This window comes from Iamia sp. (assembly GCF_035575815.1).
Classification (GTDB): domain Bacteria; phylum Actinomycetota; class Acidimicrobiia; order Acidimicrobiales; family Iamiaceae; genus Iamia.
On the sequence record NZ_DATLXO010000028.1, the window covers coordinates 1 to 11,839 of the forward strand.

At 70.9% G+C, this 11,839-nt stretch carries 9 protein-coding genes and 2 pseudogenes; 8 read left to right on the forward strand and 3 right to left on the reverse strand.

The window, feature by feature from the left end; translation table 11 throughout:
- The 5 genes and pseudogenes from VNL12_RS02350 to VNL12_RS02370 all read left to right on the forward strand — a co-directional run.
- Positions 1-484, forward strand: a pseudogene (locus VNL12_RS02350) (TIGR03617 family F420-dependent LLM class oxidoreductase); the annotation flags it as partial.
- Positions 485-598: 114 nt separating this feature from the next.
- On the forward strand, positions 599-1,894 hold the full coding sequence (locus tag VNL12_RS02355; protein ID WP_325591181.1) for a transposase: 1,296 nt from the start codon (positions 599-601) through the stop codon (positions 1,892-1,894).
- 214 nt (positions 1,895-2,108) lie between these two features.
- Complete coding sequence (locus tag VNL12_RS02360) at positions 2,109-3,713, forward strand: glycosyltransferase family 39 protein (protein WP_325591182.1); 1,605 nt, start codon at positions 2,109-2,111, stop codon at positions 3,711-3,713.
- 544 nt (positions 3,714-4,257) lie between these two features.
- The gene (locus VNL12_RS02365; RefSeq protein WP_325591184.1) at positions 4,258-4,494 is read left to right on the forward strand and encodes a WhiB family transcriptional regulator; all 237 of its coding nucleotides are present in this window, start codon (positions 4,258-4,260) and stop codon (positions 4,492-4,494) included.
- A 450-nt stretch (positions 4,495-4,944) separates the two neighbouring features.
- The gene (locus VNL12_RS02370; RefSeq protein ID WP_325591185.1) at positions 4,945-5,742 is read left to right on the forward strand and encodes a HugZ family protein; all 798 of its coding nucleotides are present in this window, start codon (positions 4,945-4,947) and stop codon (positions 5,740-5,742) included.
- 84 nt (positions 5,743-5,826) lie between these two features.
- Here VNL12_RS02370 and rsfS read toward each other — a convergent pair whose 3' ends face one another.
- The 3 genes from rsfS to nadD form a co-directional block, all read right to left on the reverse strand.
- The gene (gene rsfS / locus VNL12_RS02375; protein WP_325591187.1) at positions 5,827-6,237 is read right to left on the reverse strand and encodes a ribosome silencing factor; all 411 of its coding nucleotides are present in this window, start codon (positions 6,235-6,237) and stop codon (positions 5,827-5,829) included.
- The gene (locus VNL12_RS02380) at positions 6,230-7,372 is read right to left on the reverse strand and encodes a hypothetical protein (RefSeq protein WP_325591188.1); all 1,143 of its coding nucleotides are present in this window, start codon (positions 7,370-7,372) and stop codon (positions 6,230-6,232) included. Before VNL12_RS02380 ends, rsfS begins: the two co-directional genes overlap by 8 nt.
- Before the next feature lie 699 nt (positions 7,373-8,071).
- Positions 8,072-8,686 carry a nicotinate-nucleotide adenylyltransferase gene (gene nadD, locus VNL12_RS02385; protein ID WP_325591190.1) on the reverse strand — a complete coding sequence of 205 codons (615 nt, stop codon included), beginning with the start codon at positions 8,684-8,686 and terminating at the stop codon, positions 8,072-8,074.
- 120 nt (positions 8,687-8,806) lie between these two features.
- Between nadD and VNL12_RS02390 the strand changes: the two genes are divergently transcribed.
- From VNL12_RS02390 to VNL12_RS02400, 3 genes and pseudogenes are all read left to right on the forward strand, one after another.
- Positions 8,807-9,637 (forward strand): sigma-70 family RNA polymerase sigma factor, encoded by an 831-nt coding sequence (locus VNL12_RS02390; protein WP_325591191.1) that lies wholly within the window; start codon positions 8,807-8,809, stop codon positions 9,635-9,637.
- 182 nt (positions 9,638-9,819) lie between these two features.
- A complete protein-coding gene (locus VNL12_RS02395) occupies positions 9,820-11,199 on the forward strand; it encodes a class II 3-deoxy-7-phosphoheptulonate synthase (protein ID WP_325591193.1) in 1,380 nt (459 codons plus the stop codon).
- A gap of 178 nt (positions 11,200-11,377) precedes the next feature.
- Positions 11,378-11,839: pseudogene (locus tag VNL12_RS02400) on the forward strand (sulfite reductase); the annotation flags it as partial.

The window sequence follows — 11,839 nt, forward strand, 5'->3', positions numbered from 1 at the left end:
GGTGGCGTTCGCGCGCAGCCCGATGACGACCGCGGTGACCGCCAACGACCTCCAGCTCGCGTCAAAGGGCCGCCATCTCCTCGGCCTCGGCAGCCAGATCAAGGCCCACATCGAGAGGCGCTTCTCGATGCCGTGGTCACATCCGGCGCCCCGCATGCGCGAGTTCGTCTTCGCGATGCGGGCGATCTGGGACTCGTGGAACAACGGCACGAAGCTTGACTTCCGCGGTGACTTCTACACACACACCCTCATGACGCCCTTCTTCTCGCCCGGTCCGAACCCGTACGGACCACCGAAGGTATTCGTCGCGGGCGTCGGTGAGATCATGACCGAGGTCGCGGGGGAAGTCGCCGACGGGCTCATGGTTCATCCGTTCACAACGGAGCGCTACCTGAACGAGGTCACGCTTCCCGCCATCGACCGCGGGCTCGCCAAGGCGGACAAGAAGCGCCACGACTTCGAGCTCAGCTATTCGGCATTCGTCGGTAGCGAGGCGATCGAATGACATCGGTGTAGTTCTGGCCTGGTAGGCACGAGGCTCCAACCGTCCTGGTGAGACACAAGGAGCCCCGTGCCGATGATGGAACGTACACGCAGCGTGAGGATCGAACTCGACGGGATCGTCGGGTTGGGAGAGCTGGAGGACGCCGCGTTGGCGTTCGGGCGCAGCGCGCCCGCCCAGCTGGTGGCCGATGCGATCGAGTCGATGGTCGCGGATCTGCTCGACGTGGTGGTGGGCCCCTTCGGGTTGCCGCTCGCTACTGAGGATCAGTCCGAGGCGTTGTTCGCCTGCACCCGGTGCGCGAGCCGCCGGGGGTTCCGACGGCGGGGGTTCCGCCCCAAGCTTCGCAAGGTCACGACCGTCTGTGGGCAGGTGGCGTTCCGGTCCCAGCAGCTCGAGTGCCTGACGTGCGGTCGCCGTTTCGCCCCCGCGGCGGAGCTGTTGGGCCTGACGCCCCATCAGCGGCGCACCGATCAGCTCTCGGAGATGGCGGCGTCGCTCGCGGTGGAGGTCGCGTACGCGAAGGCGTCGCGGCTGCTCGCAGAGCTGGCCGGGCCTCAGGTCTCGGCGCGCAGCATCCGCCGTGACGTGATCGCAATGGCCCCTGACCGGGTCGGCCCCGAGGTGTGCGAGGTGCCGGTCTTGTTGCTCGACGGCACCGGCGAACGAGCCGGGCAAACCAAGGGCGGCGTGGCGTTGAACCTGGCCATTGGGCTCGTCGCGCGCACCCGACAAGGCCAGCGCGTGAAGGTCGAGGCGCGTCTGCTGGGCGCCACGTTGGGCGAAGGGTGGTCGGTGATGGGCGACCTGCTCGCCGAGGTTCGCCCGGGGCTGATCCTCGTCGACGGCGAAGAAGAGCTCTCCGCCCTCGCCGCCGAGCGGTTCCCCGATGTGCCCGTGCAACGCTGCCTCTGGCACCTGAGCCGCGGCGTCTACCGCGCCGCGCGCTACACCGACAAGAGCTCTCATGACCTCGCCACCGACTTCGGCGCCCAGCTCGAAACGCTGCTCACGAACGCCTACCGGAGCCATGACCTCAACGCCGCCCGGACCGCCTACGACGACCTGATCGACGACGCCGAGGCCTGCGGAGCCCGGGCCGCCGCAGCGCACCTGCGAGGTGCCACCGACGAGGTGTTCACGTTCCTCACCCACCCCGCCGCCGGCCGGCTCCTCTTCGGCGACAAAGGCCGACCCGAGGTCGGCACCGGGGTCCTCGAACGCGTCATGCGCGAGATGAACCGGCGCACCGACGTCGGGGTCCGCTGGTCGATCCCCGGCGTCAGAGCCATCCTCATGGTCAAGCTCCAACGCAAGTACCATCACGGACCGTGGGCACCAACCCCGGCGCCCCACCACCCCCCAACAGCACGGTTCAGCCTCGCCCCGTGAGGCCAGTGTCAACACTTCGCCTCGCTACCGAATTTTCTAAGCGGGGCTCGTTCGTCCCGGTGTCGTCGACCAACGCGGAGGGATACCATGGCACGACCGCGACGACCGACCTTCGAGATTTCGTTGAGGCCCGAGGAGCAGCGCTGGCCCGTCGGCACTTCGTCGCAGGCGTGTTCAGCGCCGGCTGAATACTGACCCCTTAAATGGAGCTGAAGTGCTGACCCTATGGGGAACCAGTCGAGGAGGCAGCGAACTGGCTCGAAACCGATGTGTGGCTTCGAAGAGTGAGCACGAGCGTTCTGGGGACGTGTGGCGATGGCGAAGGTACCTCCTCTGCGTACTGACCGCCGCCGCAGGAGCCGGCCTTTTCTACGGATCGCTGACTCCTCGCTTCTATCCACCCGACGAACGATTCCACACCGCATATGCCGAACGGATCCGCGACGGCGAGTTGCCCGACGTCGACACTCCGCTTTCCCGGGAACATGAATTTGCCGAGGGCGGGCATCGCATCTATGTGGCCAACCACCCGCCGCTCTTTCCTGCGATCCAGGCGGCCATGGCGACCGCCGCCGGGTGGCTCGACGTCGAGGACTCCGAGGTGACAGCGGGCCGGGCGCTCAACGTGTTGTGCACCCTCGCCGCTGTCGTTGCCGTCGCCGCTCTCGGTCGGGACATGACCGGCTCCCGACGGCTGGGGGTGTTGTGCGCAGCTCTCTTCGCCGCGCTGCCAGCGTTGTGGTCCCTGGTCAGCTTCGGCTACAGTGACGGGCTTGGGATGTTGGCGACCGTCCTTATCGCCTGGGCGGGCATCCGGGCATGGAACCGGCCCGGACAAGGGTCGTGGAGGCTCGTGAGCACCACGATGGTCGTGGCCGGGCTGAGCCGCGGTTCGGCCCTTATTCCCGCGCTCGCCATCGGCGCCTTGCTGACGGCCCAGGCCTGGGCGGTCATCCTGCCGAGCGGGTCGAGATCGAGCGATCGGCCCGGCGCCGGCCGGCTCGACACCCGTTGGTCACTCGCCGGGCGCGCCGGCGGCATGGCTCTGCGCCTCTTCGGTCCGACGGCCCTGATCGCCGGTTGGTGGTACATCCGGAACACTCTTCGCTTCGGTGATCCGCTGGCTTCCGAGGAGCTGCTGCGCCGATTCGGAGCCAAGCCGCGTACAGGTGGCCTCCTCGGCACCCTGACCGATCTCGAGGTCTGGCGCGGGTTTCTCACGGACCTCACCGGGAGCATCTACGCGCCCACCATGTCGTTCTTCCCCCGGCCCCGCCTCGACACGGGCGCATTCTGGGTGATCGCCGGGTTCGCAGCCGCCGGCGTGGCGAGCCTTTTCGCCTCGGCGGGAAAGCGCAGGATCCACGGGGGCGAACCTCCGCTGCGCGGCCTCCCGGTCATCGTCGTCGCCTCCGCCGTCGCGGTGGTCGGTGTGTTCCGCCACGTCGCCGAGGGCGGGGGTGCACACTCCCGCTACCTGCTCCCGCTGTTTGCCCTCCTGACCGTGATCGTCGTGGCGGGCCTGGATCGTCTGCACCGAGCGGGCCCTGTGCTCGCCCTGATCGCCATGTGCGCCGCATCGCTAACGCTACTGGTCCAGAGCCAGCGGTGGATGGCCGATGAATCCGACTTTCACAATGTGGCGGTGTACGGCCCCGACGGCTGGCGGGTGCTGGCGGTTGGCTTGATCGCCCTCAGCCTGGCTGGAGCCGTCGCCACCGGTGTGCGCGACCGCGTCCGCTCACAACAGGACTGTGTTTCGCTCGAGAGGGCGCCCCACGATCGAGCATCGGCGCCCGCGACACGGAAGGCCCGCTGAGGACGATCGCCGAGTCGTCGACTACGGCCGTTGCTGACACGGACGGGCGACGGGGCGGGCGGCTGATGGCCACGCGCAAAGAGAGCGTCGTCTCAATGGGCGAGGTCCTCACCGCCGACCAGGTGGCCGGGCTCGACTACGACGACCTCGTGTCCGCTTTGGGCGGCCGTCGATGCCCGCCATGCCGGCCCGGACCCGGGCCTCAGGAAGTTTGCCGCCGCCCAGGTCGAGCGGCGCCGGCTGACGGGGCGCCTCGAAACCATCGCCGCCGACGACCCTCGGGTGGTCGGGGACGTGGCTGCCGCCGTGGCTCGCCGTCACCCTGCTCGCCGCACGCCCGGCGACCTGGCCGCCGGCGCCGTCGTGTTCTCCCGAGAAGCCCCCCGCATCATGGTCGACCCGTTCAGCCAGTCGGCGTCGAACCTCGTACGTTTTCTCTCTCTCGCAAACCCCCTACCGGCTGGGGGTAGGGTCGGGTCCGTGGTCGACCCGGGGCCTGATCCCCTGTACGCGGCGCTGGTGGCGGGGGGTCGACCCGCCGGCCGTGCTCGAGCTGCTCGCCGCTCGGCGCCCGGCGTGGCATGAGCACGCGGCTTGCCGTGGGATGGGTCCCGAGCTGTTCTTCCCCGACCGCGGCGAGGACGTCAGGCCGGCGAAGGCCGTTTGCGCCCGGTGCCCGGTGCGGGTGCGTCGCGAGCTCGCGGGCCGTGCCGGCGCTGAGCGGGGGATCTGGGGTGGGACGTCGGAACGGACCCGGAAACGGACCGGTAGGGCTGCCTGAGCCGCTGAACGTCCAGATTCCGACCGGCCGGCTACCCGAGCTGGCCGTGCTCGGCCTCGGCCCACTCGGCCAGCATCTGGCGCAGCCGGTCGACCGGTCCCGTGACCACGACCCTGGCCGGGTGACCGGTCCGGCGCTGGTGAGGGTCATAGACGCCGTGGGAGGGGGGGTTAGGCGCAGAGCACGGAGGCCCGTCGAAGGGGGAGAGGCCGGGCGCAGAGAGCGGGGTAGGTCGTTGCGTTGCTGCCCCGATTGCTGCCCCAACCTACGGAACTGGTGGTCATAGGCATTTAGATGGATTCCTCATAGCTCCACCCGGATCGGAACGACCAGTCGGGCGGCTCGGTCGCAGCCTCTCGGGCTCGCTACCGTCGGATCGGTGATCGCCCTGCACCCCTGCGCCCTCCGGCCTCCCGTCAGACCCGCGCCCGACGACCGGTCACGGCACCGATGACCCGGCCCGCCCAGCACGGTGGCGGCGAGGCGGCGCCGCCCATCGCCGGTGACCCGGGCACGTTCCCCCACGACTCCGAGCTGTCGCGCACCCTCGTCGCCGGTCACGGACGCGGCACCCTCGGGACGCTGACCAAGGCGGGCTACCCGTACTGCAGCGCCGTGTCCTACGCCGCCGACGACGACGGCGCCCCGGTGGTGCTCGTGTCGGAGATGGCCGAGCACACGGTCAACGCCCGGGGCGACGCCCGGGCCAGCTTGCTGGTGGCCGACGACGTCCCCGCCGGCGCCGATCCGCTGAGCGCCGCCCGGCTCACCCTGGTGGGCCGTCTCGAGCTGCTCGACGAGCCCGGCCCGCAGCGCAACGCTTACCTGCGGGCCCACCCCCACGCCGCCTACTACGCGGACTTCACCGATTTCGGCTTCTGGCGCCTGGCGGTCGAGGAGTGCCGCTACGTCGGCGGCTTCGGACACATGAGCTGGGTGACCGCCGAGGGCTACGCGACGGCCATCGCGGACCCGGTCGCCACCGGGGCCGCCGCCGTCGTGGCCCACATGAACGACGACCACGCCGAGGCGAACCTGCTCTACGTCCAGCGTCTGGCCGGGCTGGTCGACGCCACCGAGGCGTCGATGGTCGGCATCGACCGCCACGGCACCACGCTGCAGGCGGCCACGCCGGCGGGGCCCCGGATGGCGCGCCTGGGCTTCGACCGCGAACTCACCTCGGCCGACGACGCCCGACCCGCGCTCATCGCCCTGCTCGCGGAGGCCCGCAGTCGCAACGACGGATAGCCAGCGGCGGTCCGCCCGGCCCGGCGAGCGCCCGGCGCGGGGCCGCTCCCCCCAGTCGCAAACGAGGAGCAGCCAGCGGGGTTCTCAGTCGGCGGCGGAGCGAGCCTTGGTCGAGGGTGCCCACTCGAGCCGGGGAACGTCGGCCCAGAGGCGCTCGAGGTCGTAGAACGCTCGAGCCTCGTCGAGGAAGACGTGGACGACCCAGTCGCCGTAGTCCATGAGCACCCAGCGGGCATCGTCGAGGCCCTCAACCCGTCGGGGACGGGGCCCGCCGTCGGCCGCCACCCGGGCCTCCACGTCGTCGACGATCGCCTTGACCAACCGGACGTTGGGCGCACTGGTGATCACGAACAGCTCGGTGATGCCCAGCACATCGCCGACGCGCAGGATGACGGCGCGGGTGCCGCCCTTGTCGTCCGCCGCCCGAGCGGCACGAACGCCCAGGGCATCGGTGTCGGGGTCCACGAACGGGATCGGGCTCGTCTCGTCAGCCACCGTCGGCGCCTGCCTCCCGTTCGGCGACGTGGTCCAGCGCATCTTGGCCGAGGGTGATGACCAGGTCGTCACCCTCGGACTCGGCCCGTTGGCGCGACATGCGCCGCACCTCCGCCGTATCACCCAGGACCTCCCCGGCGCTCCGAGCCTCGGCCTCCCAGGTCGCATCTGAGTACTCGATGAGTGTCCGCTCGCGACCGAAGTCCGCGGCGTTGCCGAGCGTCGTGAGGGCGGCACCGTCCAGGATCAGCTCGCGCACCAGCGCCCGGGGGATCTCGTCACCGCTGACACCGTTCAGCAGCTTCATGGTCCAGCGCCGACCCTCGCCCGGCGACCCGGGGTACGGCACGGCGGCGATGATCTGCTCCTCGAACCCCTCCGCGGGCACGAAGGGCGGGGTGTAGTCGGGGTCCGGACCCACCTCGCTCGGCGGCTCGACGTCGAGGGTCTCGACGACCGGCTCCCCGTCGGCGAGGGTGCGGAGGAACGGCCCGATGCCGGTGGTGGCGGCGCCGATCGAATCCGCCGTCGACGACTGCCCGATGGCCGCGAGCCACGTGCTCCAGACGACCCGGTTGCGCTCGAGGCGTCCCAGCTCGGACTCGCCTTCGATGGTGGCCCGGAGGAAGGGTCCGACCTCCTCGGCCAAGAGGTCCACCGGATCGGGCGGGATCTCCTTGCCGCTCTCGAGCACCACCGTATCGGCGTTGTCGATCTCGAGGGGAGCCACCGGGCCCACGAGGGACTCCAGGCTGTCATCGGCCAGGTCGATCACGACCGGGATGGCGACGCCGAGCCGGTCCTCGACCTCGCTGACGAACAGCTCCTCACCTCCGTACTCGTAGGTCGCGGCCAGTCGATCAACGAAGAACACCTGCTCGCGCACCCTGGTGTCGAGTGGGATCTGCAGCACCGAGCCCCCCTCTCGCCCTGCGCCGAGGGAGAGCACCGTCGCCGTGACTGGTGGACCGTCGCCGTCCTCGGCCCGCTGGATCACCAGAGCGATCTGGGTGGGTTCGACGAGAGCCTCGTACCCAGGGTCTGTCGGCCCGACCCCGTCCTCGACGAAGTCGCCGCCGCGGCTGTCGAGAAGCCGCTCCTTGCCCACCCAGCCGAGGGCGGGGACGGCGGCCACCAAGACCATGAAGGCAACCGCGAAGGCCGCGGAGCGCAACGTGACCGGTGGCAGGCTGGCGCCCGACGCCCCTCGCGCCGCGATGGGCCGGTCGGGCGGGGCCGACGGCGGGCGCGGCTCTCGCGTGTCAGCCCGGGGAACCTGGCCCGATTTGGGACGCGACGCCGACTCGTAGGACGGCGGACGCGAAGCCGGCGGGCCCGGCAGGGTTGCCCGGTCCGGCGGGCGCGACCGGAGGCCCGGCCCCGGCGGGCGCGTGACGCCGTCGGCGGGGAGTGCTGGCGCTGCCGCGGCCCCGGCGGCCCCGGCGGGCGCGGTGCGGCCCGACGGTCGGGGTGCACTGGAGGGCGCAGGCGCGTCCCGGGCGCCTCGCCGATCGGTCGGACCGCGCCCTCGGGCAACGGGGGCCGTCGGCTCCGCAGCAATGGTCGGCTCCGCCGGAACGGTCGGCTCCGCCGGAACGGTCCGGTGCTCGGTCGGTGAAGATGCAGGCGATCCGGTCACGTCGGCCAACAGGGCCGCCAGCCGGGACGCAGCGTCGGAACGAGACCGCGTGCCGTCGTCAGAGGGCCGGTCACTCATCGGGACCACGATAGAGCGCAGCCCCCTGTGTCGAAGAGCCACCCCCCTCTTCGCGAGGCAGGAGCCGCCGCCCGGCCGGGCCCGACACCGCTGCCGGCTCGGTCCCGGCGCGCTCGCTCATCCCCGGTAGAGGCCGTGGCGGGTGATCACCTCGAGCACCCCGGGGGGCACCAGCACGTCGACCGGTGCACCCCGCGCCACATCAGCGCGGATCGCCGAGCTCGACACGTCGAGTCGCTCCATGTCCACCATGGCGACGGGCGGGGACCCGAGCGCGGGCGCCTCGAAGCCTGATCCGGGCCTGCGCACCACCGCCAGGCGCACCTGGGTCTTCAGCTCGTCGACTCGCTCCCAGGTGGGGAGCAGGGCGGCGGCGTCGGCTCCGAGGATGACGGTGACCTGGACGGCGGGCTCAGAGGCGCGCATCTCGGCGACGGTGTCGACCGTGAAGGACGCGCCGGCCCGGCGGACCTCGGCCTCGCTGACCTCGATCCCGATGTCGGGCAGGCCCGCCGCCGCGGCCCGCACCATCTCGAGTCGGATGGCGCCGGGCGTGATCGGGCGGGTGCCCCGCTTCTGCCAGGGGTCGCCGCTGGGTACCATCACCACCGCATCGAGGCCGAGGGTGTGCCGGACGCTCACTGCGGCTCGCAGGTGGCCGATGTGAGGGGGATCGAACGTGCCTCCGAAGACCCCGACCCTGCGAGCCCCCGCCCCGGTGACAGACGTCACGGCATGGATCGGAAGGTGCGGAGAAGGGTCACGGTTGAACCGTAGCCACCCCCCTCCGACGTGATCGCGGCATCCGCCGACGGAATAGTCGCAGGGGGGCACCGAGTTGGAGAGGTGGCAATGAGCGATTCAGTTGGCCAGTACTTGAACGAGATCGGCCTGGTCCCCTTGCTCACCGCGGACGAAGAGCGGGAGCTGGCCCAGGTCATCGAGAAGGGCGTGAAGGCTCGCGCCCAGCTCGCTGCGGGTGAGGATACCGGCGAGCTGCGCCGAGCGGACCGGGCTGCGGATCGGGCCAAGGACCGCTTCATCCGGGCGAACCTGCGCCTGGTCGTGAGCGTGGCCCGTCGCTACCCCCTGCCCCCGGGCATGGAGCTGCTCGACCTGGTCCAGGAGGGGAACATCGGCCTCGAGCACGCCGTCGACAAGTTCGACTGGCGCAAGGGCTTCAAGTTCTCCACCTACGCCACGTTCTGGATCCGCCAGGCCATCGGCCGGGCCCTCGACCAGAAGGCGAGCCTGATCCGCCTGCCGGGTGACCGCTCCGCCAGCCTCCGGGCCGCCCTGCGCCAGGTGTCGGGCGACGGTGACGAGCTCGATGACGAGCACGCCACCCTGCACCGGCTCACCACGCCGACCTCGCTCGACCGCACCGTCGGCGACGACGACGGCAACGAGCTGATCGACCTGCTGGCCGATGACACCGTCGGGCCCGAGACCATCGTGATGGCCCGGGCCGAGGAGGACTACGCCACCGGCCTCCTCGAGGTGCTCGAGCCTCGGGCGCGCTACGCGGTCGAGCAGCGCTTCGGGATCAACGACGGTCGCAAGCGCTCCTACCGCGAGGTGGGCGACGAGCTCGGTGTCACCGCCGAGGCCGCCCGCCGGCTCGTGAAGCGAGCGGTCCACACCGTGCGCTCCGAGGTCGAGGCCCGCATCTCGGCGGCCTGACGCCCGGGCGGAGGGGGGCGGTCTCGTCCCCTCTGTCCCCGGGACCGATCGACACAGCCGTCACTTCGGCCGCGGGACGCCTTCTACGGGCGCGATCGGTCGTGCGCTCGGCCTCCGACCTTCAGCGCAACGACGCGAATCGCGCTTTGCGCCCGCCTACCAGACAAGGCACGCTTGCACCCATGCTCACCGCCGAGCGCGACGCCGATCCCACCATGAGAGCCGTTGTCGACTGGCGGGCCCTCCCGGCCGCCCAGCAGCCCGAGTGGCCCGACGAGGGCCACCTGCAACGGGTCACCAAGGAGCTCGCCGAGCTCCCGCCGCTGGTCTTCGCCGCCGAGAGCCGCGACCTCACCGGGGCGCTGGCCCGGGTGGCCGAAGGCCGGGCGTTCCTGCTCCAGGCCGGTGACTGCGCCGAGTCCTTCACCTCGTTCTCGGCTGAGTCGGTGCGGCGCCGCCTCCAGGTCATCCTCCAGATGGCCGTGGTGCTCACCTACTCCTCGGGCGTGCCCACGGTGAAGATCGGCCGCATCGCCGGCCAGTTCGCCAAGCCCCGGTCCTCGGGCTTCGAGACCGTCGACGGCGTCACCCTCCCCTCGTTCCGGGGCCACATCGTCAACGACGACGCCTTCACCGAGACCGCCCGCCGGCCCGACCCGCAGCGGCTGCTGCAGGCGTACCACCAGTCGGCCTCGACGTTGAACCTGCTGCGGTCGCTCACCCGGGGCGGGTTCTCCGACCTGAACCAGGTGCACTCCTGGACCCAGGACTTCGTCACCGCCACGCCCCAGGGGCAGCAGTACCGGGCCCTCGCCGATGAGATCGGGCGGGCCCTGCGCTTCATGACCGCCTGCGGCGTCGACACCGCCTCGCTGCCCACCTTGCACCGGACCGACTTCTTCACCAGCCACGAGGCGCTGCTCCTCCCGTACGAGGAGGCCCTCACCCGCGCCGATCCGATGAGCGGCGACCTCTACGCCACCTCGGCGCACATGATCTGGATCGGCGAGCGCACCCGCCAGCTCGAGGGAGCCCACGTGGCCTACTTCGCCAGCGTGGCGAACCCGATCGGTTGCAAGGTCGGCCCCACGGCCACCGCGGACGAGGTCCTCGAGCTGTGCGAGCGGCTCAACCCCGACCGCATCCCGGGTCGCCTCACCCTCATCAGCCGCATGGGGGCCGCAGGGATCGAAGACGGTCTCCGTCCGCTGCTCGCGGCGGTGCGCGACGCCGAGCACCCGGTGGTGTGGGCGTGTGACCCCATGCACGGCCACACGTTCACCTCCGACAGCGGCCACAAGACCCGTCGGGTCGACGACATCCTCGACGAGATCGCGGGCTTCTTCCGGGCGCACGAGGCTGAGGGCACCTGGGCCGGCGGCGTGCACGTCGAGCTCACCAGCGACGACGTGACCGAGTGCCTGGGTGGGTCCCACGAGATCCTCGACAGCGACCTCGACGCCCGCTACGAGACGGTCTGCGACCCCCGGCTGAACGGACGCCAGTCGCTCGACCTGGCCTTTCGGGTCGCCGAAGCCCTCCGCGCCCGCTCCGCGGCCTGATCCGCTCCGCATCACTCGGAGGCGTGGACCGCCGCAGGTCGAGCACCGTGGCCGATGCCAGATCTCTCCCCGCGGTCGGGAATGTTGACCTAGCTGATCAGGTTTGTCACTCTTTGCGGGCCGACCCGTGCCGGTGCCCGAGATCCGGCCCCCGAGATCCACCCCGAGAGGCCCCCCGATGCTCACCCACGAGATCGATCCCGCTGAGCTCGCCGACATCGAGAAGTTCGAGACCCTCCTGGCCCAGCACCTGGAGGGGACGATCGATGAGGACGCCTTCCGCGTGTTCCGACTGAACAACGGCATCTACGGCCAGCGCCAGGGCGGCCACAACCAGATGGTGCGGGTGAAGATCCCCTACGGATCGATGCTCCCCGACCAGCTCGAGATGTTCGCCGAGATCGGCGACACCTACTCGCGCGGTTGGGGCCACATCACCACCCGCCAGAACGTCCAGTTCCACTTCGTGCAGCTCGAAGACATCCCCCAGGTGATGCGCCAGCTCGCCTCGGTGGGCCTCACGACCCGCGAGGCCTGCGGCGACACGGTCCGCACGGTGCAGGGCTGCCACCTCGCCGGCGCCTGCCCCTTCGAGCACATCGACATCAGCCCGTGGGCCGAGGCCGCCACCCAGTACTTC

Excerpts from the sequence above, each read along its gene's own strand:
- VNL12_RS02370 (WP_325591185.1), top strand. The coding sequence starts at position 4,945 with ATGACCCGGCCCGCCCAGCACGGTGGCGGCGAGGCGGCGCCGCCCATC.
- VNL12_RS02390 (WP_325591191.1), top strand. The coding sequence starts at position 8,807 with ATGAGCGATTCAGTTGGCCAGTACTTGAACGAGATCGGCCTGGTCCCC.
- VNL12_RS02395 (WP_325591193.1), top strand. The coding sequence starts at position 9,820 with ATGCTCACCGCCGAGCGCGACGCCGATCCCACCATGAGAGCCGTTGTC.